General features: G+C 68.4%; 19 protein-coding genes. 7 read left to right on the forward strand and 12 right to left on the reverse strand.

Annotated elements, in window-relative coordinates:
* Positions 1–40 precede the first annotated feature (40 nt).
* The gene (locus AC3B6A_RS16155; RefSeq protein ID WP_488398220.1) at positions 41–544 is read left to right on the forward strand and encodes a DUF2938 domain-containing protein; all 504 of its coding nucleotides are present in this window, start codon (positions 41–43) and stop codon (positions 542–544) included.
* A 35-nt stretch (positions 545–579) separates the two neighbouring features.
* Here the strand turns inward: AC3B6A_RS16155 and AC3B6A_RS16160 are convergent, their stop codons facing one another.
* The 3 genes from AC3B6A_RS16160 to AC3B6A_RS16170 form a co-directional block, all read right to left on the reverse strand.
* Entirely contained in the window at positions 580–2,025 is a 1,446-nt protein-coding gene (locus AC3B6A_RS16160) for a SulP family inorganic anion transporter (RefSeq protein WP_488398221.1), read from the reverse strand.
* Between the two features lie 271 nt (positions 2,026–2,296).
* Positions 2,297–2,641: a cupin domain-containing protein gene (locus AC3B6A_RS16165; RefSeq protein ID WP_488398222.1), complete on the reverse strand. Its 345-nt coding sequence runs from the start codon at positions 2,639–2,641 to the stop codon at positions 2,297–2,299.
* Positions 2,642–2,760: 119 nt separating this feature from the next.
* Positions 2,761–3,798, reverse strand: coding sequence for an RNA methyltransferase (locus AC3B6A_RS16170; protein ID WP_488398223.1), 1,038 nt, complete (start codon positions 3,796–3,798; stop codon positions 2,761–2,763).
* 131 nt (positions 3,799–3,929) lie between these two features.
* Here AC3B6A_RS16170 and ampC point away from each other — a divergent pair, with 131 nt between their 5' ends.
* A complete protein-coding gene (gene ampC, locus AC3B6A_RS16175) occupies positions 3,930–5,075 on the forward strand; it encodes a class C beta-lactamase (RefSeq protein WP_488398224.1) in 1,146 nt (381 codons plus the stop codon).
* Between the two features lie 283 nt (positions 5,076–5,358).
* Here the strand turns inward: ampC and AC3B6A_RS16180 are convergent, their stop codons facing one another.
* From AC3B6A_RS16180 to AC3B6A_RS16210, 7 genes are read right to left on the reverse strand one after another with little or no spacing between them, the layout of a single operon-like run.
* On the reverse strand, positions 5,359–6,063 hold the full coding sequence (locus AC3B6A_RS16180; protein ID WP_488398225.1) for a 2-oxo acid dehydrogenase subunit E2: 705 nt from the start codon (positions 6,061–6,063) through the stop codon (positions 5,359–5,361).
* Positions 6,064–6,067: 4 nt separating this feature from the next.
* The gene (locus tag AC3B6A_RS16185; RefSeq protein ID WP_488398226.1) at positions 6,068–6,301 is read right to left on the reverse strand and encodes a lipoyl domain-containing protein; all 234 of its coding nucleotides are present in this window, start codon (positions 6,299–6,301) and stop codon (positions 6,068–6,070) included.
* 3 nt (positions 6,302–6,304) lie between these two features.
* Entirely contained in the window at positions 6,305–7,330 is a 1,026-nt protein-coding gene (locus AC3B6A_RS16190; RefSeq protein ID WP_488398227.1) for an alpha-ketoacid dehydrogenase subunit beta, read from the reverse strand.
* 22 nt (positions 7,331–7,352) lie between these two features.
* Positions 7,353–8,429, reverse strand: coding sequence for a 2,3-butanediol dehydrogenase (locus tag AC3B6A_RS16195; RefSeq protein ID WP_488403615.1), 1,077 nt, complete (start codon positions 8,427–8,429; stop codon positions 7,353–7,355).
* A 52-nt stretch (positions 8,430–8,481) separates the two neighbouring features.
* Positions 8,482–9,471, reverse strand: a complete 990-nt coding sequence (locus tag AC3B6A_RS16200) for a thiamine pyrophosphate-dependent dehydrogenase E1 component subunit alpha (protein WP_488398228.1) — start codon at positions 9,469–9,471, stop codon at positions 8,482–8,484.
* A gap of 11 nt (positions 9,472–9,482) precedes the next feature.
* Entirely contained in the window at positions 9,483–11,063 is a 1,581-nt protein-coding gene (locus tag AC3B6A_RS16205) for a GMC family oxidoreductase (protein WP_488398229.1), read from the reverse strand.
* Between the two features lie 43 nt (positions 11,064–11,106).
* Entirely contained in the window at positions 11,107–11,625 is a 519-nt protein-coding gene (locus AC3B6A_RS16210) for a gluconate 2-dehydrogenase subunit 3 family protein (RefSeq protein ID WP_488398230.1), read from the reverse strand.
* Between the two features lie 427 nt (positions 11,626–12,052).
* Between AC3B6A_RS16210 and AC3B6A_RS16215 the strand changes: the two genes are divergently transcribed.
* The gene (locus tag AC3B6A_RS16215) at positions 12,053–14,002 is read left to right on the forward strand and encodes a sigma-54-dependent Fis family transcriptional regulator (protein ID WP_488398231.1); all 1,950 of its coding nucleotides are present in this window, start codon (positions 12,053–12,055) and stop codon (positions 14,000–14,002) included.
* Positions 14,003–14,194: 192 nt separating this feature from the next.
* Here AC3B6A_RS16215 and AC3B6A_RS16220 read toward each other — a convergent pair whose 3' ends face one another.
* Positions 14,195–15,076, reverse strand: coding sequence for a LysR substrate-binding domain-containing protein (locus tag AC3B6A_RS16220; RefSeq protein ID WP_488398232.1), 882 nt, complete (start codon positions 15,074–15,076; stop codon positions 14,195–14,197).
* Positions 15,077–15,186: 110 nt separating this feature from the next.
* Here AC3B6A_RS16220 and AC3B6A_RS16225 point away from each other — a divergent pair, with 110 nt between their 5' ends.
* The 3 genes from AC3B6A_RS16225 (at position 15,187) to AC3B6A_RS16235 (ending at position 18,316) form a co-directional block, all read left to right on the forward strand.
* Positions 15,187–16,209, forward strand: a complete 1,023-nt coding sequence (locus AC3B6A_RS16225) for a D-cysteine desulfhydrase family protein (protein WP_488403616.1) — start codon at positions 15,187–15,189, stop codon at positions 16,207–16,209.
* A gap of 285 nt (positions 16,210–16,494) precedes the next feature.
* Positions 16,495–17,289 carry an alpha/beta fold hydrolase gene (locus AC3B6A_RS16230; protein WP_488398233.1) on the forward strand — a complete coding sequence of 265 codons (795 nt, stop codon included), beginning with the start codon at positions 16,495–16,497 and terminating at the stop codon, positions 17,287–17,289.
* Between the two features lie 115 nt (positions 17,290–17,404).
* Complete coding sequence (locus AC3B6A_RS16235) at positions 17,405–18,316, forward strand: LysR substrate-binding domain-containing protein (RefSeq protein ID WP_488398234.1); 912 nt, start codon at positions 17,405–17,407, stop codon at positions 18,314–18,316.
* Here AC3B6A_RS16235 and AC3B6A_RS16240 read toward each other — a convergent pair.
* Complete coding sequence (locus AC3B6A_RS16240) at positions 18,313–18,834, reverse strand: DinB family protein (RefSeq protein WP_488398235.1); 522 nt, start codon at positions 18,832–18,834, stop codon at positions 18,313–18,315. The genes AC3B6A_RS16235 and AC3B6A_RS16240 overlap by 4 nt on opposite strands.
* A gap of 359 nt (positions 18,835–19,193) precedes the next feature.
* On the opposite strand from AC3B6A_RS16240, the gene AC3B6A_RS16245 reads away from it, so the two are divergent.
* Positions 19,194–19,892, forward strand: coding sequence for a potassium channel family protein (locus tag AC3B6A_RS16245; protein ID WP_488398236.1), 699 nt, complete (start codon positions 19,194–19,196; stop codon positions 19,890–19,892).
* Positions 19,893–19,909 lie beyond the last annotated feature (17 nt).

Here is a 19,909-nt window from a genome sequence, read left to right on the forward strand (position 1 = left end):
GTTGGCAGGACCTTCACCATAGCCTTTCCAGGAGACTTCCATGAACCCGATCGTCACCCTGCTGCTCCACAGCCTGCTCATCGGCGCCATCGCGACCTTGCTGATGGATGGCTGGACACTGTTGCTCAGGCGCCTCTTCGCCATCCCCTCGCTGGACTACGCCCTGGTCGGCCGCTGGATCGGCCACATGGGCCACGGCCGCTTCCGCCACCCCGCCATCGGCAAGGCGCGGCCCGTCGCCGGCGAACGGGCGCTGGGCTGGCTCGCCCACTACCTGATCGGCATCGGTTTCGCCGCGGCGCTGCTGGCGCTGAGCGGCCCCGACTGGCTGTCGCGGCCCGCCCCGCTGCCGGCGCTGCTGTTCGGCCTGGTCACGGTCGGCCTGCCGTTCCTGGTGATGCAGCCCGCGCTGGGCATGGGCATCGCCGCCGCCAGGGCGCCCGACCCGCGCAAGGCACGGATCAAGAGCCTGGCCACGCACCTGGTGTTCGGCTTCGGCCTGTACCTGGGCGCGCTGGTCTCCAGCGCCATCAGCGCCGGGTGACGGGACGCTGGTCCCCGTCACGGCGGCATCGGCGTTCAGGCGTGCTGGATGCCGGCGCGCTTGAGCAGCTGCTTGCAGCGCTCGGACAGGTGCACCACGCGCAGGTGCTTGCCGGCCTTGGCGTAGCGCTCGCGCAGGGTCTTCAGCGCGGCGATGGCCGAGTAGTCGACGAAGCTCAGGTGCGCGCAGTCCAGGGTGATCTGCTGCGGGTCGCCCGCCGGGTCGAACTGGTTGAGGAAGGGCGCGGTGGAGGCGAAGAACAGCGTGCCGTGCACGCGGTACAGCTTGCTGCCGTCGGCTTCCTCGTGGACGTCGGCGTACAGCTCGCGGGCGTGCTTCCAGGCGAAGTCCAGGGCGGCGAGGATGACGCCGCAGAACACCGCGATGGCGAGGTCGGTGGCCACGGTGATGGCGGTCACCGCGACGATCACCAGCACGTCGCTCAGCGGTACCTTGTTCCACACCCGCAGCGAGGCCCAGGCGAAGGTCTGCTGCGACACCACGAACATCACGCCCACCAGCGCCGCCAGCGGGATGCGCTCGATCAGCGGCGAGAGGAACAGCACGAAGAGCAGGATCATCACCCCGGCCACCACGCCGGACAGGCGGCCACGGCCGCCGGAGCTGAGGTTGATCACGGTCTGCCCGATCATGGCGCAGCCGCCCATGCCGCCGAATGCGCCGGAGACCATGTTGGCCGCGCCCAGGGCCACGCACTCGCGGTTCGTGTAGCCGCGGGTCTCGGTGATCTCGTCGGTGAGGTTGAGGGTCAGCAGGGTTTCCAGCAGGCCGACCATGGCCATGAGGAACGCATAGGGCGCGATGACCCGCAGGGTTTCCAGGTTCCACGGGATGTCCGGCAGGGAAAACTGCGGCAGGCCGCCGGCGATGTGCGCCATATCGCCGAGGGTGCGGGTCGGCAGGTGCAGCAGCGAGACCAGCAGGCCGACGCCGAGGATCGCCACCAGCGCCGGCGGCACCGCGCGGGTCAGCTTCGGCAGCCCGTAGACCACCGCCATGGTCAGCGCGACGAGGCCGAGCATCAGGTACAGCGCATTGCCGCCGAGCCAGTGCCCGCCGTCCTTGAAGTGCTCCAGCTGGGCCAGGGCGATGACGATCGCCAGGCCGTTGACGAAGCCCAGCATCACCGGGTGCGGCACCATCCGCACCAGCTTGCCCAGGCGCAGCAGGCCGAACAGGATCATGACCACGCCGCCCAGCAGCACGGTGGCCAGCAGGTACTGCACGCCGTGCTGCACCACCAGGGCGACGATCACCACCGCCATCGAGCCGGCCGCGCCGGAGACCATGCCGGGACGGCCGCCGAACAGGGCGGTCAGGGTGCAGAGGATGAAGGCGCCATACAAGCCCATCAGCGGGTTGAGATGGGCGACCAGGGCAAAGGCGATGCACTCGGGCACCAGGGCGAAGGACGTGGTGAGTCCGGCCAGGACATCGGCACGCAGGCGGACGGCTTTCATTTTTCTACTCGGCAAGGCACTGCAAAAAAGGCCGGCAATGGTACGGAAATGCGCAGGCCCCGGCCAGCCGCGAGTCGTCCGCGCGGGTCCGCGCCGCCCGTCGCCGGCGGATCAGCCGGCCGGCGTCCGCACCAGGGCGCGCTACGCAGGCGGCTGGAGCGAAGCTGTGCCAGTCGCGCGGAACCGATGGCCGCGCGGCCGGTTCGAAAGCGCGATCACGCCAATGAAAAAGGGAGCCAAGCGGCTCCCTTCTTTTTTGCGTCGGATCGCCTCAGGCGAAAACGAAGTACTTGCGCACCGTTTCCACCACTTCCCAGGTGCCCTTCATGCCCGGCTCGATGACGAACACGTCGCCGGCCCGCAGGTGGACCGGCTGCTCGCCCTCGGGGGTGATGACGCAGTAGCCGTCGAGGAAATGGCAGTACTCCCACTTCTCGTAGTTCACCTCGAACTTGCCGGGGGTGCAGATCCAGGTGCCCATGATCTTGCTGCCGTCAGCCGAGGCGTAGGCGTTGAGGTTGACGGTGTGCGGGTCGCCGCCGATGCGTTTCCACCGGGTGGCGTCCAGCACCGGGGTCGGACAGGTTTCGCGCAGAACGGTAATGAAATCGGACATTTCGTCGGCTCCGGGTCGATGCAGTGAAAGGCCCGTCACCATAGGTCCGCGCGCAGCGGGGGAATTGCCTGGGGCCGACCTGCGGTTGTCCGTCGCCGGCTTGCCGGGGTATCGCGCGCCTACGGGGGCGTCCGCCGGCGCGAGGTGGCGATCAGTCCGCTGGCGCGGGCGCGCAGCTGGCCGCAGCCGCCGTCGACGTCCTGCCCGGCGCTGTTGCGCACCTTGGTCAGCACGCCGCGGCTGTGCAGGTAGCGGACGATCTCGACGATGCGCCCGGCGTCCGGGCGCTGGTACGCATCGCCTTCGAGGCTGTTGAAGGGGATCAGGTTGAGCACGCCGAACCTGCCCTTGAGCAGGCGCAGGATGCCGTCGAGCTCGTCCTGGCCGTCGTTGATGCCCTTGAGCAGCGTCCACTGGTACTGGATCGGGTAGCCGACCTGGCGCGCGTAGGTTTCGCCCAGCTCCACCAGTTCCTCGGGGCTGAGCTTCGGCGCGCGCGGCAGCAGTTGCTCGCGCAGCGCCGCGTTGCTGGTGTGCAGCGACAGCGCCAGGGCCGGCTTGATCCGCTGCTGCGGCAGGCGCTCGAACACGCGCGGATCGCCGACGGTGGAGAACACCAGGTTCTTGTGGCCGATGCCGCCGTCGCTGCCGAGGCGGTCAATCGCTTCGAGCACGTTGTCGAGGTTGTGCGCCGGCTCGCCCATGCCCATGAACACCACGCGCTTCACTGGCCGCAGGCGGCGCGCCAGCACCAGCTGGGCGAGGATTTCCATGGTGCTCAGCTGGCGCAGCAGGCCGCTCTTGCCGGTCATGCAGAACAGACAGCCCACCGCGCAGCCGACCTGGGTGGAGACGCACACGCCGCCGCGCGGCAGCAGCACGCTCTCCACCATCTGCCCGTCGCGCAGCCGCACCAGCAGGCGCTCGGAGCCATCCGCGCCGGGGTGGCGGGAATGCACCCGGGCCAGCGCCTCCAGCTCGGCGGCGATTTCCTCCACACCGTTGCGCACCGGCAGCGGCAGGAAATCCTCGCTGGCCATGCGCCGGGTACCCGCGTCCAGCGCCCGGCCCTGCAGCCAGGCACGCAGCATCCGCGCGCGGTGCATGGGCAGCGCGCCCAGGTCGGCAAGGCGTTGGTCGAGGTCGGCGAATCGCATGGGGCGCGCATGCTACCACCGGCGCGGCGGCCGGCGTAGCGCAGACCGTCGCCGGGGGCGCGACTGGAGCACCGGGCGCGGCGGTGCTAGGGTCAGGTTCAGCTTTTGCCCATCGCAACAGGAAGTTCGCCATGCGCCTGCCCGGCCCGCTCACGCTCAGCTGCTCGCTCGCCCTCGCCGGCATTGCCCCGGCCTACGCCATGGCGCCGGATTTCGACGCCCGGGTGCAGAAGGCCGCCGCGGCGGTGATGCGCGAGCACGGCATCGCGGGGCTGGCGATCGGCGTCACCGACAACGGCGAGCAGCGCTTCTACAACTTCGGCCTGGCCTCGCGGGAGAACCACCAGCCGGTCACCAGCGACACGCTGTTCGAGATCGGCTCGATCAGCAAGACCTTCACCGCGACCCTCGCCGCCTTCGCCCAGGCCGCCGGCAAGCTGTCGCTGAAGGACAGCCCCACCCGCTACCTGCCGGAGCTGCGCGGCAGCGCGCTGGACGGGGTCAGCCTGATCAACCTCGCCACCCATACCGCCGGCGGCTTCCCGCTGCAGATTCCCGACGCGGTGCAGACGCCCGCGCAGCTCACCGACTACTACAACGACTGGCAGCCGCAGTACCTCGTCGGCACCCAGCGCACCTACGCCAACCCCAGCATCGCCCTGGTCGGCTTCGCCACCGAACGGGCGCTGGACGTGCCGTTCAAGACGGCGATGCAGCGCAACCTGTTCGCCCCGCTGGGCCTCTCCAACACCCATATCGAGGTGCCGGTGACGCGCCAGGGCGCCTACGCCCAGGGCTACGACAAGGACGACGCGCCGGTGCGGCTCAACCCCGACGTGCTGGCCGACGTGGCCTATGGCGTGCGCACCAGCAGCCGCGACCTGTTGCGCTTCGTCGAGATCCAGCTGGGCCGGGTCAAGCTGGGGGAAAAGCTGCAGGCCGCGCTCGACGCCACCCGCACCGGCTACTACAAGGTCGGCCCGATGACCCAGGACCTGATCTGGGAGCAATACGCCTACCCGCCGAAGCTGGCGGAGCTGCAGCAGTACAACGGCAGCCGGATGGTCCAGGACAGCCAGCCGGTCACCGCCATCACCCCGCCGCTGCCGCCGCAGCAAAAGGTCTGGGTGAACAAGACCGGCGCCACCGCCGGCTTCGGCGCCTACGTGGCGTTCGTGCCGGCGAAGCAGCGCGGCGTCGTGTTGCTGGCCAACCGCAACTTCCCCAACGAGGCGAGGGTGAAGCTGGCCTGGGACATTCTTTCGCGGCTGGAGTGAGCCTGCCGGCAGCCCAGATCACCGCCCCGCCGGGGCCGACGCAGAGGTCACGCCGCCGGGCCACCAGGCTCCCAAGGCGTCGAAGCGCGATGCCAGGCTTTCCACCGACGCCCATGCCGGCGTCAAGCACTCACATGGATGGAAGTCCGGCAGCGCAGGTCCAGGGCGGAGTCGGAGGGCCGCCTTAGCAGCAACCCCCACGCCTCGTCTGCGGCGTGCACCCGGTCCGGCAATTACCGCTCGGCTGCCGGCCCGGCCTCGACGGCGACACGCCAGGTCCGCCTCACGCCGGCTCGCCCCCTTCGATCCGCCGGCACAGGTCGTCGAGGAAGTCCGCGGCCGGCGCGCCGTTCACCGCCCGGTGGTCGAAGGTCAGCGACAGGCCCATGAAGTCCCGCTCCACCAGGGTCCCGTCGGCGAGCCGTTGCAGCCGACGCTGGACGCCGCCCAGTCCGACGATGGCCACCTGCGGGACATTGAGGATGGGCGTGAAGAAACGCACCCGCGACAGCCCCAGGTTGGTCACGGTCACCGTGGCGCCGGTCAGTTCCTTCACCGACAGCTTCCCGGCCAGGGCCTTGTCCACCAGGGCCCTGCGCGCCAGCGCCAGGCCCTCCGCGTCGAGCTGGTCGGCATCGAACAGCGCCGGTGCCACCAGCAGGTCGTCCGGCAACGGGATCGCCAGGCCGAGGTGCACCTGGGCATGCCGGGTGATCTGGTTGTCCACCAGGGTCGCGTTGAGCCCGGGGTGGTTCTTCAGGGTGCTCACGACCTCGAAGAGCAGCAGGTCCTGCAGGGACACCTGGCTGCCCGCCGCCTTGAGCTGCGCCCGCCTGGCCTGCAGGGCGGTCAGCTCGCACTCGGCGTGGTGGGTCAGCTGCGCCGCGGTCTGCAGGCTTTCGCTCATCTTCGCGGCGATCATTTTGCGCATGCCCTTGAGCGGCACCGTCACCGGGCCGGCGGAAGCCGGCGTCTGCATCTGGCCCATGGGCTCACTCCACCCGGGCGATGGTCGCGCCCTTGGCGACCACCGCGTCTTCCGCTTCGAGGATGCGCAGCACGCCGCTGGCCGGGGCCTCGATCTCGAACTGGGCCTTCTCGGACATGATCTCGGCCACCAGGTCGCCCTGGGCGACCTCCGCGCCATCGGTGACCAGCCAGGAGGTGATCACGGCTTCGGCATCGCCTTCCCAGAGGTCATCGGCAATCAGGATGGGGGTAGTCATGTCTTACTCCTCGTTCTTCAGTGTCTGGTAGGCGGCGACGATCTTCGCCGCATTGGGCAGTGCCCACTGCTCCATGGGCGGGGTGAAGGGAATCGGGATGTCCGGGAAGGCCACGCGCTGCGGGCTGGCCTTGAGCATGCGGACATCGTGCTCGACCACGCTGGCGATCACCTCGCCGCTGACGCCGAAGCTGTGGTAGTCCTCGTCGATCACGATCAGCCGGCCGGTCTTCCTCACCGACTCGATGACGTGCTCGCGGTCCAGCGGCACCAGGCTGCGCAGGTCGATGACCTCGGCGCTGACGCCCTGCTGCTCCAGCTGCTGGGCGGCGCGCAGGGCGTGGTGGACGCCGGCACCGAGGCTGACGAGGGTGACATCGCGGCCCTCGCGCACGGTCTTCGCCTTGCCGATCTCCACCACGTAGGGCTCCTCCGGCACGGCGACGGTGGCGCCCTTCTCGGTGCCGAGCCAGCCCATGCCCTGCAGGGACTTGTGGAACAGGTAGACCACCGGGTTGTCGTCGCGGATGGCGGCGGTCATCAGGCCCTTGGCGTCATAGGCGTTGCTGGGCACCACCACCTTCATGCCCGGCAGGTGGGCGAAGGTGCCGTAGAGGCACTGCGAGTGCTGGCCGGCATCGGAGTAGCCGGCGCCGGTGGAGGCCATCAGCACCATGGGCACCTTGACCCGCCCGCCGGAGAAGTAGGTGTTCTTCGCCATCAGGTTGTAGATGGCGTCCATGCACACGCCGAAGAAGTCGACGAACATCAGTTCGACGATCGGCCGCATGCCGTCGGAGGCCGCGCCCACGGCGGCGCCGATGAAGGCGGTTTCGGAGATCGGCGTATCGCGCACCCGCGCACTACCGAATTCCTCGTGCAGGCCGCGGGTGTTGCCGAAGACCCCGCCGAGCTGGCCGATATCCTCGCCCATGACGAAGACCCTGGGGTCAACGCGCATTTCCTGGGCCAGCGCCTCGGCCATGGCGCGGGCGATGGTGAGTTTGCGTTCTTTGATCGCTGCGGACATGTCTGTATTCCTCGTCGACGGATCAGGCGCCGGCCGCGGCAGTGGCGGGCCTGACGATGATCTTCACGTTCTGGTCCTTGTTGTTCACCAGCTCCTCGAAGCCCTGTTCGAGGATGTGCTCCAGCTCGATGCGGCCGGTGATGAGCGGGGTGACGTCCAGGCGGCCGTCGGCGATCAGGGCGATGACGTCGGCGAATTCGCCGTTGTAGGCCAGCGCACCGACCACCTCCTTCTCGCTGGCGACGATGTCGAAGAAGTTGAAGCTGCTGGCTTCCTCGAAGATGCCCACCATCACGCAACGCCCGCCCTTGCGGATCACGTCGATGGCCAGCTGCGCGGTGCTCTTGTGGCCGATGCACTCGAACGACAGCGCCGCGCCATGACCCCCGGTGCGCTCGCGCACGGCGGCGACGGCGTCGCACTGGCTGGGGTCGATCACCTCGCTGGCGCCCACTTCCAGCGCCTTGGCCTTGCGCGCCGTGGACATTTCCAGGGCGATGATCCGGGCGGCCCCGGCCGCGCGGGCGCACATGATCGTGCACAGGCCGATGGTGCCGGCGCCGACCACCACCACCGTCCTGCCCAGCAGGCTGCCGGCCTTCTTCACCGCGTGCATGCCCACCGCCAGCGGCTCGATCAGCGCGCCGGCCTCGCTGGGGAAGCCGTCCGGCAGCGGGTAGAGCAGGTTCGCCGGGACGTTGACCAGCTCGGCGAAGGCGCCGTTGTTCATCAGCCCGGTGAAGGCCAGGCGCTCGCAGAGGTTGTACTGGCCCTGGGTGCAGAACAGGCATTCGCCGCAGTGCTGGCAGGCGTCCGCGGCGACGCGCTGGCCGGCGCTGAAACCGCTGACACCCTCACCCAGGGCGACGATCTCGCCGCAGAACTCGTGGCCGAGGATGCACTGGCCCTGGATGCCCGTGAGCGGATGGGCCTCGGCGGTGGGGATGAACACCGGGCCGGCGAGGTATTCGTGCAGGTCGGAACCGCAGATGCCGCACCAGTGCACGCGGATCTGCACCCAGCCGGCGGCGGGTTGCGGCGGGCGGGCGACGTCCTGCAGGCGGATGTCGCGGCGGCCGTGCCAGACGGCGGCTTTCATGGTCGTGGGTTGGCTCATGATCTTGTCCTTGTTGTCGGGATGGGCCTGGGGTTCAGACGAAGACCTTTTCCAGCGCCTCCTCCGGCGCCGGATAGGCACTGTCGCGGGCGAACTGCACGGCGGCGTCGACGCGGCCGCGGGCGCGCTCCTCCATGCCGGCCAGGGTCGCGGCGTCGGCCACGCCCAGCTCCAGCAGGCGCCGGCGGTAGGCCGGGATCGGGTCCTTCTCCTGCAGGGCAGCCTTCTCGCCGGCGGGACGATAGGTTTCGCCGTCGCCCATGAAGTGACCGGCCAGCCGCGAGGTTTCCAGCTCCAGCAGGCTCGGCCCCTGGCCGGCACGGGCGCGGGCAATGGCCTCGCCAGCGGCGGCGAAGATCGCCTCCGGGTCGTTGCCGGGCACGAAGACGCCGGGTATGCCGTAGGAGGCGGCCCGCAGGTAGTTGCGCTCGATGGCGGTCGAGGAGGCCTTGGCCACCGAGATGCCCCAGGCGTTGTCCTCGATCACGAACACCACCGGCAGCTTCCACACCGCCGCCAGGTTCAGCGCCTCGTGGAAGGCGCCCTGGTTGGCCGCCCCCTCGCCCAGGAAGGCGACGGCGACGCCCGGCTTGCCCTGCAACTGGCGCGACAGCGCGGCGCCCACCGCCGGGCCGAGGCCCTGGGCGATGATCCCGGAGCAGGCGAAGTTCACCCGCTCGTCGAACAGGTGCATGTGGCCGCCCCGGCCGCCGGCCAGGCCGGTCTTCTTGCCGAAGATCTCGGCGACCATGCCGTCGAGGTCGACGCCCTTGGCCACGGCGATGTGGTGGGGACGGTGGGTGGCGGTGACGATGTCGCCGGCCTCCAGATGGGCGCAAACGCCCACGGCACAAGGCTCCTGGCCGTTGGACAGGTGCATCTCGCCCGGGATGGGGCCGTTGGCCATGTTGAAGACCGGGGTCTTGCCTTCCATGTAGATGCGCTCGATGGACTCCTCCAGGTAGCGGCTGACGAGCATCCGCTCGAGCATCCAGAGGCGCTGGGCATTGCTGGGAATGGTCATGGATCGGCTCCTCAGAGGGCGCGCTGGTTGATCAGCGAGCCGATGTGTTCGGCCTGGCGCAGGGCCAGCGCGACGATGGTCAGCGTCGGGTTCTGCCCGCCACTGGTGGTGAACTGGCTGCCGTCGGAGACGAACAGGTTGGGAATGTCGTGGCTCTGCCCCCACTTGTTGACCACGCCGTCGGCGGCCTTGGCGCTCATGCGGTTGGTGCCCATGTTGTGGCTGGCCGGGTAGGACGGCAGGCGGATGACCTCGGTGGCCCCCACCGCCTCGTAGCACTTGCGGGTCTGCTCCACGCCGTGGTCGCGCATGGCGTTGTCGAAGGGATGGTCGTCCTTGTGCACCACCGGGACCGGCAGGCCGTACTGGTCCTTCTCGGTGCCGTGCAGGGTGATGCGGTTCTGCTCCCGGGGCAGGTCCTCGCCGCACAGCCAGACGCCGGACATGTGGTCGTAGCGCTCCATCCGCGAGGCGAAGCCCCGGCCCCAGCCCTGCGGCGTCGGGTCGAGGAAGGCGGACATGAACGGCAGGCCGAGGGAGAGGATCTCCAGCCGGTAGCCGCCGACGAAACCGCGCGAGGTGTCGTTGTAGGACTCGTCGGAGATGATCCCGGCGCAGGTGGTGCCCCGGTACATGTGCACCGGCTTGGGCATCACCGCATAGATGCCGGCGGTGGTGTGGCACATGTAGTTGCGCCCCACCTGGCCGGAGGAATTGGCCAGGCCGTCCTTGAACATCGACGACTCGGAGTTGAGCAGCAGGCGCGGCGACTCGATGGAGTTGCCGGCCACGCACACCACCCGCGCCTTCTGCCGCTGCTGGCGGCCCTCGGCGTCGGCGTAGACCACGCCGGTGACGCGGCCACGGGCGTCGTGCTCGATGCGCAGGGCCATGCTCTGCGGGCGCACCTCGCAGTTGCCGGTGGCCTCCGCGCGGGGGATGTCGGTGTAGAGGGTCGACCACTTGGCGCCGATGCGGCAGCCCTGCATGCAGAAGCCGATCTGCATGCAGCCGGGACGCTCGTCGTAGGGCCGGGTATTGATCGCCATCGGCCCGGACTGGATTTCCTTGTAGCCGATGCGCTGGGCGCCCGTGGCCAGCACCTTGAAGGAGTTGTGCCACTGGTGGTACGGCATGCCGGTACTCGGCCCGGTGACGCCCATGTGCTTCTCGGCCTTGACGTACCAGGGTTCCATTTCCTCGTGGCTGACGGGCCAGTCGAGCACGTTGGCACCCTTGATATCGCCATTCTCGGTGCGCATGCGGAACTCGAAGTCGCGGAAGCGCAGGGCCACGCCGGCCCAGTGCACCGAGCTGCCACCGACCGCCTTGACGATCCAGGCCGGCAGGTTCGGGTGATTGCTGGCCACGTCCCAGCCGCCGGTGGCGATGCGTTTGTCGAGCCAGGAGATCTTGTTGAACATGGCCCATTCATCGTTTTCGATGTCGCTCATCTCGAAGCGCTTGCCCGCTTCCAGCACCACCACGCGGATGCCTTGCCGGGCCAGCGCGTGGGCCAGGGTGCCGCCGCCCGCGCCGGAACCGACGATCACGACGACGTCGCTGTCGTCCTGGGAAAATTTCGCTGCCATGAAGTCAGCCCTCGTTGTTGGAGTTGTTGTCGGGTTGGGTGGCTCAGAGCCAGTCGATATCGTTGAAGCCGCGCGCCAGGTAACCGCCCTTCTCCGCCGAGGAACCCTCGTAGCCGAACAGCGGGAACAGCGTCTTGTCGTCGTAGATGCCGAACATCAGGGCGCTGCGGGTCTCGCGGAAGAACGGCGTGGTCTCGATTTCGCGCAGCAGGGCGACACGCTCATCCTCGCTGGCGATGTCCTCGAAAGCCTGGCCATGCACGGCGCGGGCGCGGGCCTGCAGCGCCGCGAGGCCGCCCTGGACCAGGCCGGGCTGCTTGTCGACCAGCCCGGACAGGGACTTGGCATAGGGCGCGTCGCCCAGGCGGTCGTGCGGATAGATGTCGCGGCCCATGCGCAGGAGCCCGGCGGGCAGCACGGGCAGCGCGTCGTCGGCAATGGCGGTCACGGGAATGAGCTGGCTGGTCACGGAGAGCGCGCCGAGGATCAGGACGGACTGGCCCGACAGGCTGAGGAAACGCCTGCGGCTGAGCGCGGTGCTCATGGACGATGAGTCAGGCATGGCAGAACTCCAGGCTGGCGCCGGACCGCTCGGCAAGGCGGGAACCGAAGGGGCGCGGCGTTAATTGTTATTGGTCTCGGGAGCTTTCCAGCCCCTGGCCAACCTGGGAGCAGCTTGTATGCCAACACCTCGATCAGTATTTAAGTCATTGTTTTAAGTGCATTTTTAAATAATTCGCGCAACATCATGCAGTGCCACCTGTAAAGAACCGGCTTTACAGGTGTAAGGCATGCGTCCGGCGGCTTTACAGGTGTCAGGACGGTTCCGGCGGCGGCGCCGACAGGCGACCAAAGGGCAGGTGACGCCGTGGTATTAAACTCGTAAGGTGTTCGCAACCTTGCCAGCGCGCGCCCAGGTGCAGCCGCCGGAAAATAACAAGATCGTCACGGACTTCCGGGCCCTCACCCCCGGCGTCCGGGGAGGCCGCATGAGCACTCTTTCGACCCCTAGCCTGCACATCGACACCGTGCTGTCCTACGCCAGCGACCGTGTCCGCGCCAACGGCCACGAGCCGATCATCACGCGCTCCTGGAAGCGCTGCATCCAGGACTACGGCCTCGACCCGGCCAAGCCCGCCCCGCCCCGCTTCGTGCCGCGCCAGGTGTTGCGCGAACACCAGGGCCAGGCCGACGAGCTGCTCAACGTGGCGCGTTCCGGAGTCGAACACCTGTACCGGCACATCGCCGAGCTGGGCTACGTGATCCTGCTCACCGACAGCCGTGGCATCACCGTGCAGTTCCTCGGCGACCCCATGGACGAGGCATCGCACCGGCGCACCGGCCTCTACCTCGGCGCCGACTGGAGCGAGGATCACGCCGGCACCTGCGCCGTGGGCACCTGCATCAAGGAGCAGCAGCCGCTGACCTGCCACCACCAGGACCACTTCAGCGCCCACCACATCAGCCTGACCTGTACCGCAGTGCCGATCTTCAACCCGCAGGGGCAACTGCTCGCGGTGCTCGACATCTCGGCGCTGAAGTCTCCGCCGTCGAAGGACTCCCAGCAGTTCGCCCTGCAACTGGTGAAGCAGTACGCCCGGATGATCGAGGACGCCTACTTCCTGCGCCGTTACCGCGACTGCCCGATCCTCTGCTTCGACAGCTCCCGCGAGTTCGTCCTCATCAACCGCCAGTACCTGCTCGCGCTGGACGGCGACGGCACGCTCCTGGCCGCCAACACCGCCGCCCGCGCGCTGCTCGCCGAGTGCGGCCTGCAGATACCGGAGAGCCGTTCGATCCTGGCGCGACCGGTGCGCATCCAGGAGCTTTTCGACTGCGAGCCTGACGACATCTTCAGCATCCCCCTGGCCAGCGCCGATCAGGTTCGCGCCTTCCGCACCCACCGGCAGGGCGCCCTGTTCTTCGCCGCGCTGATGGAGCCGGCGCGCACCTCGCCCGCGGTCCCCGGCGCGGAGGCGAAGGCGCCCGGCTGCGCGCTGGACGAGCTGGCCGACGACGACCCGGCCATGCGCAAGATGCTCAGCCGCGCCAAGCGCCTGTGCAGCGAGCCGCTGAACGTGCTGCTCAACGGCGAGACCGGCACCGGCAAGGAACGCCTGGCCCGTGCCCTGCACGACAGCGGCAATCGCCGCAAGGCCCCCTTCGTCGCCATCAACTGCGCGGCGATGCCTGAATCGCTGATCGAGAGCGAACTCTTCGGCTACCAGCCCGGGACCTTCACCGGTGCCCGCAGCAAGGGCATGCGCGGGCTGATCCAGCAGGCCGATGGCGGCACCCTGTTCCTCGACGAGATCGGCGACATGCCCCTGCACCTGCAGACCCGGCTGCTGCGGGTGCTGGCCGAACAGGAAGTGATGCCCCTGGGCGGCGAGAAGCCGATCAAGGTGGATATCCGCGTGGTCGCCGCGAGCCACCGCGACCTGCGCCAGCTGATCGACTCGGGGCGCTTCCGCGAGGACCTCTACTACCGCCTCAACGGCGCGATCCTGCGCCTGCCTCCGCTGCGGGAAAGGGCCGACAAGGGCTTCCTGATCGAGCGCGTGTTCAGCGAACTTTCCCGGCAACGCCAGCGGCCCGCGCGAATTCGCGGCGACGCCATGAGCGCCCTGCTCGCCTACGGCTGGCCGGGCAACATCCGCGAGTTGCGCAACGCCCTGCAGTACGCCCTGGCCACCGCAGAGAGTGACGAAATCACCGTCAACGACCTGCCGGAGGAATGCCTGCCCAGCGTCAATCCGCGCCAGAGCGCGCGTACCGCGCCGGCGCAGGCATCAGGCCATGCCCATGAGCTGGAGAACTGCCTGCGCAACCAGCGCTGGAACGTCAGTGCGGCAGCGCGGGAACTGGGCATGTCGCGCCCCACGCTGTACCGCTGGATGAAGCTGTACAACATCGTCCCGCCCAATGCCCAGCCCTGATACCGCAGACCGGCCCTTACAGGTGTAACGCCCCTCGGGATTGCAACCCGCGGCCCGGGCCGGATCACGGGGCCCGGAGCGTTGGCCCGGCCGCGCCGGTTATTGGGGCGGCTGCTTCGCGGCAGATGCCCGCATGCACCTTGCCCCACTTGTAGAGCGCCGGAGGGAGCGTCGGAGCCCTCGGGACGGTCCCTACCCCATCTGCTGCTGGGCGAATCGAACGAAGGCATCCAGCTTGGGCAGGGCGCCCCGCTGACGCAGGTAGACAAGGTTGACCGGGCGCGCGGCGGGCAGGAAGTCGTCGAGCAACGAGACCAGACGCCCCGCGCGAAGGTCCTCGGCGACCAGGAACTCGGGCTGCATCAGGATTCCGTTCCCTTTCAGCGCCGCGAGCCGCAACGCCTGGCCGTCGTTGCTCTTCAGCACCCAATGTTCCGGCCAGGGATATTCCTTGTCCTTGTCCAGCAATGGCCAGGTGAAGCGGCTGGTCCAGGTGGAATGCACCAGCAACCGGTGATCCGCCAGCCCTGCCGGCGCGCCTGGCCGGCCGTGCGTTGCCAGGTACCCGGGGGCGGCGCAGATCACCATGCGGTAGGGACGCAGCGCCTTGGCGATCAGGTCGGCATCGCCCAGGTTGCCGATGCGAAAAGCCGCGTCGAAGCCTTCCGCCATCAGGTCGACGACGCTGTTGCTCAGCACCAGGTCGACCCGCACTTGCGGGTGTTCACGGAGGAAGTCGGCAACCAGGGGAGCGACCAGGGACGCGCCGAGGGTCATCGGGGCGCTGATGCGCAGCAGGCCACTGGGCGCCTGCTGCAGGCTTTCGACGCGCTCGTAGGCCCTGCGGACCTGCTCCAGCGCCTGCCGGGACTCTTCGTAGAAGATCCGCCCGGCTTCGGTGATATGCATGCGCCGGGTGCTGCGCTGGAACAGCTCGACCCGCATCGCATCCTCCAGCCCGCGGATATACCGGCTGACCATCACGGTGGACAGCTCCAGGCTCTCGGCCGCCTGGCTGAAGCTGCCCTGTTCGGCGACAGCGACGAACACCTCCATTGCGCGAAGACGATCCATCTTTAATCTCTGATTAAATATGATTGAATATTCACTTTATTTATTAACAAATAGTTTTTGAATACCGTGACCTCGTCAAGTCATGCACGAGGTTCGTCACCATGCTTCCCCTGCAATCGCTGCTCGATCGCTTCCCACAGGTAGGCCTGCTTGAACAGCCAACCCCCATCCAGCGCCTGGCCGGTGTCGAGCGCTCCCTCGGGCTGCTGGAGCGCGGCATCAAGCTCTTCGCCAAGCGTGACGACTACATGGCCCTGGGCGGCGGCGGGAACAAGCTGCGAAAGCTCGAGTTCCACCTGGGCGAAGCGCTCCGCGACAAGGTGGATGTCGTCATCACCATGGGCGGGCTGCAATCCAACCACGCTCGATTGACCGCGGCGGCGTGCGCGAAGCTGGGCCTTCGTTGCGAGCTGGTCCTGGGCCGCGCCGTGCCCCGGGACGATGACGATTACGAGCACAACGGCAACGTCCTGCTGAATCAGCTGTTTGGTGCAACCGTGCACATAGCGCCGCCGGGAACGACCACCGCGCTTTACGCCGACGCCCGCGCGGAGGAACTCGGCAAATCAGGCTGCAAGGTCAGGGTCATCCCCACGGGTGGTTCCACCGCCGTTGGCTGCCTGGGTTACGCAAAGGCAGCCCTTGAAATCGCCCGGCAGGAAGAAAGCCTGGACCTGCGCTTCACACGGATGGTCATGGCCAATGGTAGTTCGGGCACCCATGCCGGCCTGGCCGCCGGCTTCGCCGCGATGGGGCGAAATACCGCGTTCATCAAGTCCTATGCGGTGCTCGCCGACGCGGCTGAAACGCAGCGCCGGACTCTTGAACTGACCCGGCAGACCCTGGAGCTGCTTGGCAGTGAGCACGGCATCGGGCCGGAAATGATCGACGTCGATGGCACGCAACGCGGTGAGGGGTACGGAATCCCGACGTCCTCCATGCTCTCCGCGTTGCAGCTGATGGCGCGTTCCGAGGGGCTGCTGGTCGATCCGGTCTACTCCGGAAAGGCGTTCGCGGGCCTGGTCACCGACCTGAACAACGGCCGGTACGCGCGGGGCGACAACATCCTGCTGGTCATGACGGGAGGGGCGCCGGGGATATTCGCCTATCGATCGGCACTGCAGGCCGGGTGATACCGGACGGCTCGCGGTTCGGAGCTGCGGCAATCGATCTAGGCAGGACGCCCGAGGGGAAAAAAGACGGCCGGACCCGGTGTGAGCACTTTCCGGGACAACTCCGGCCGCGAGTCGCCATCATCCCGTGGCTGCCTTAAGGTTTCCTTAGTAGCCGGCCAGGATCTGCAATTTCCCTCTGGGACCCGACCGGCCCCGCCGCCCTTGCGCATATCGCCCCCGGACCGCTCGCCGGAATACCATGGTCGGACCAAAGCGCGTCGGCCCGCAGCACAGGAGAGCGTCATGCCGTTGCAAGTCAGCACCCGGGAACACTGGATCAGCACCGAGAAGGGCCAGCTCTTCGCCCAGGACTGGGCGCCCGCCGCGCCCCGTGGCGAGCCCATCCTGCTGCTGCATGACTCCCTGGGCTGCGTGGCGCTGTGGCGGGACTTCCCGGAGAACCTCGCGCGCAGCACCGGGCGCGCGGTGATCGCCTACGACCGCCTGGGCTTCGGCCGCTCCGACGCCTACCCCGGCGCCCTGCCCCTGGCCTTCATCGACGACGAGGCGCGGGAACACTTCCCGGCGCTGCAACAGCACTTCGGCTTCGCCCGCTGCGTGGTGTTCGGCCACAGCGTCGGCGGCGCCATGGCGGTGGCCTGCGCGGCGCGGCATCCGGCGGCCTGCGCGGCGCTGGTCACCGAATCGGCGCAGGCCTTCGTCGAGCACCGGACCCGCGACGGCATCCGCGCCGCCGAACAGGAATTCGCCCGCGAAGGCCAGCTGGAGCGCCTGCAGAAGTATCACGGCGACAAGGCCTTCTGGGTGCTGCGCGCCTGGGTCGACACCTGGCTGTCGGAAGAATTCAGCGACTGGAACCTCGACGCCGAGCTGGCCCAGGTGCGCTGCCCGGTCCTCAGCCTGCACGGCGAGCAGGACGAATACGGCTCGGCGCTGCACCCGGAGCGCCTCACCTCGGTGCCCGGCGTGCCCACGGAACTGAAGCTGCTGCCCGACTGCGGCCACGTCCCGCACCGCCAGCAGCCGGCGGTGGTGCTGGAGACGGTGAACGACTTCCTCCGGCGCTTCGCCGGCTAGCCTCTCCGCCTCGGACCAGAAGCCGGGCCGGCGACGGGACAATCCGCCGATGTGCGCAATAATTGCTGCCTGAATCGCCCTGCCTGCACGCCAACAAGACCATAGGGAAACCGGGATGAACCGCAACGAACTGCGCCGCGTCGACATGAACCTGCTGGTGATCTTCGAGACGCTGATGTTCGAAAGGAACCTGACCCGCGCCGCGGAAAAGCTCTTCCTCGGCCAGCCGGCCGTCAGCGCAGCCCTGGCCCGCCTGCGCGACCTTTTCGACGACCCGCTGCTGGTGCGCAACGGCAAGGGCTACGAGCCCACCCTGCGCGCCCTGGCGATCCTCCGCGAACTGCAGCCGGCGATGGACACCATCTCCAGCGCCGTCAGCCGCGCGCGGGAGTTCGACCCGGCGACCAACCGCGACACCTTCCGCATCGGCCTCTCCGACGACGCCGAGTTCGGCCTGTTCCCGCAACTGCTCAAGCAGATCCGCGAGGAGGCGCCGGAGGTGGTCGTGGTGGTGCGGCGGGTCAACTTCCTGCTGATGTCGGCGATGCTCGCCTCGGGGGAAATCTCCGTCGGCGTCAGCTACACCACCGACCTCCCGGCCAACGCCAAGCGCCGCAAGCTGCGCGACATGACGGTCAAGGTACTGCGCGGCGACGACCGCCCCGGCCCCCTCAGCCTGGATGACTTCAGCGAGCGCCCGCACGCGCTGGTGTCCTTCTCCGGCGACCTGAGCGGCAACATCGACAACGACCTGGCCCGCGTCGGCCGCACCCGCCGGGTGATGCTGGCGGTGCCGCAGTTCAGCGGCCTGCGCGCGATCCTGCCGGGCACCGAACTGCTCTCCTGCGTGCCGGACTACGCGGCGGCGGCGCTGATCGACGGCAGCAGCCTGCGCGCCGACGACCCGCCCTTCCCCATCGTCACCTCGGAGCTGTCCATGGTCTGGGGCGAAGTCACCGACAACGACCCCGCCGAGCGCTGGCTGCGCGGCAAGATCGTCGAACACATGGCCACGCCGGACGCCTAGCAGCTGGCGAGCGGCGCCGGGCAGGCCTCGGTGAGGTACACCGACAGGTCGGTCATCGGCGGCATCGCGGGAATCTCGAAGTACATCTGCACCAGCCAGCCCCGGTGATAGGTGCCGTGGTTGACCACATGCAGCAGCATGGCGCCGGCGCTCATGGTGCCCCGGTTGCCGGAGACGAAGGCGAAATCGATCGGCGTATCCAGCGCCGCCTCCGTCTGCCCGTCGGCCCAGTCGATGAACCAGTCGTCCACCTCCAGCTGCGCCTGCCGCAGGTCGGCAAGCTCAGGGTAAGGCAGCGCCTGGCGCGAGGTGAAGCCGTGCTCGCCGCCCTGCAGATGGGCCTGCCAGATGCAGTCCACCACATGGATGTGGTTGAGCGTGGCGATCATGGTCTTCATCGGCCCGGCGCGCTGCCGGTCGAGCTCCTCGGGCGCCAGCGTGGCCAGGCTGGCGAAGAACTGCTGGTCGGCCCAGCGCTTGTAGTGGGTCAGCAACCTGGCCGTGGAAAGGTTGATCACGGGGAGTCCTCCTGTCGCGGGGTGGGTGTGAACCCGGAAGACTCCTTCAGGCGCTCCTTCCCGGGCCTATTGGATATAGACCATCCCCCCGGCGCGGTCACATGCCCGGGAGCGACGGCGCCTCCCGCCGGCCCGGCCCCGCCGCGAGCCAGAGCGGCCCGCCGGGGATCGTTCTCCCGTGACGGTTTCAATCATCCGGCGGCGCCGCCACCGAAGGCGGCCAGCGAAGCGAATATTTTCCGAGCCGGCCCCCGGGTTGCCCCCGGCCCGTCGCGGCACTGTCTAGACTTCCAGCGTCACCCCCGGACGACCGCGCAGCAGCCCGTTGCGATCGACATCCGCCCGCCAGGAAGAAACGCATGACACATTCGACAGACAGGATGGAATCCGACGAAGACCTGGCGCAGATGATCATCGGCGTGGGGCCCTGCACCTACCTGTTGCTGCTGCTGATCGGCCTGGTGCTGGTGTTCCCCTACCTGGAGGAAGGCCTGTTCGCGCGCACGCTGCTCGGCATCCTGTTCTCCAGCGTCCTGCTCGTGGGCGCCTTCGCGACCCCGCAGACCCGGCGGGCGTTCATCCTCAAACTGGGCCTGGCGCTGACCGGGATCGCGCTGCAGTGGCTGGCGCTGTGGCAGGCGAACCTGACGCTGCTGGAGCTTGCCGGGATAGTCTATGCGGCCTCCCTGGCCGTCACGATCAGCGGCGTGCTCCGCTATGTCCTCCGGCGCGGGCAGATCACCGCCGACAAACTGCATGGCGCGCTTGCCGGCTACATCATGATCGCGTTCGCCTGGTGCTTCATCTACGCCCTGACCGAGATATCCACCGCCGCCTCGTTCGGCCCCGCCCGTCTCGACTTCACCCAGCCCGGCACCCTCTTCAAGCTGCTCTATTTCAGCTTCACCACCCTCACCACCACCGGGTACGGCGACATCGTGCCCATGACCAACCACGCCCGCTCGCTGGTGATGATCGAGGAGTTCACCGGGGTGTTTTACGTCGGTGTGCTGATTGCCCGGCTTGCGGGGCTCTATCCGTCGCCGTCGCCCAGGTGACTTCCAGGCCCGTCGCG

This window comes from Pseudomonas sp. B12(2026), from assembly GCF_057767015.1.

Bases quoted from the DNA above. Each gene is read 5' to 3' on its own strand.
- AC3B6A_RS16155 (WP_488398220.1), top strand. From the start codon at position 41: ATGAACCCGATCGTCACCCTGCTGCTCCACAGCCTGCTCATCGGCGCC.
- AC3B6A_RS16160 (WP_488398221.1), bottom strand. From the start codon at position 2,025: ATGAAAGCCGTCCGCCTGCGTGCCGATGTCCTGGCCGGACTCACCACG.
- AC3B6A_RS16165 (WP_488398222.1), bottom strand. From the start codon at position 2,641: ATGTCCGATTTCATTACCGTTCTGCGCGAAACCTGTCCGACCCCGGTG.
- AC3B6A_RS16170 (WP_488398223.1), bottom strand. From the start codon at position 3,798: ATGCGATTCGCCGACCTCGACCAACGCCTTGCCGACCTGGGCGCGCTG.
- ampC (WP_488398224.1), top strand. From the start codon at position 3,930: ATGCGCCTGCCCGGCCCGCTCACGCTCAGCTGCTCGCTCGCCCTCGCC.
- AC3B6A_RS16180 (WP_488398225.1), bottom strand. From the start codon at position 6,063: ATGGGCCAGATGCAGACGCCGGCTTCCGCCGGCCCGGTGACGGTGCCG.
- AC3B6A_RS16185 (WP_488398226.1), bottom strand. From the start codon at position 6,301: ATGACTACCCCCATCCTGATTGCCGATGACCTCTGGGAAGGCGATGCC.
- AC3B6A_RS16190 (WP_488398227.1), bottom strand. From the start codon at position 7,330: ATGTCCGCAGCGATCAAAGAACGCAAACTCACCATCGCCCGCGCCATG.
- AC3B6A_RS16195 (WP_488403615.1), bottom strand. From the start codon at position 8,429: ATGAAAGCCGCCGTCTGGCACGGCCGCCGCGACATCCGCCTGCAGGAC.
- AC3B6A_RS16200 (WP_488398228.1), bottom strand. From the start codon at position 9,471: ATGACCATTCCCAGCAATGCCCAGCGCCTCTGGATGCTCGAGCGGATG.
- AC3B6A_RS16205 (WP_488398229.1), bottom strand. From the start codon at position 11,063: ATGGCAGCGAAATTTTCCCAGGACGACAGCGACGTCGTCGTGATCGTC.
- AC3B6A_RS16210 (WP_488398230.1), bottom strand. From the start codon at position 11,625: ATGCCTGACTCATCGTCCATGAGCACCGCGCTCAGCCGCAGGCGTTTC.
- AC3B6A_RS16215 (WP_488398231.1), top strand. From the start codon at position 12,053: ATGAGCACTCTTTCGACCCCTAGCCTGCACATCGACACCGTGCTGTCC.
- AC3B6A_RS16220 (WP_488398232.1), bottom strand. From the start codon at position 15,076: ATGGATCGTCTTCGCGCAATGGAGGTGTTCGTCGCTGTCGCCGAACAG.
- AC3B6A_RS16230 (WP_488398233.1), top strand. From the start codon at position 16,495: ATGCCGTTGCAAGTCAGCACCCGGGAACACTGGATCAGCACCGAGAAG.
- AC3B6A_RS16235 (WP_488398234.1), top strand. From the start codon at position 17,405: ATGAACCGCAACGAACTGCGCCGCGTCGACATGAACCTGCTGGTGATC.
- AC3B6A_RS16245 (WP_488398236.1), top strand. From the start codon at position 19,194: ATGACACATTCGACAGACAGGATGGAATCCGACGAAGACCTGGCGCAG.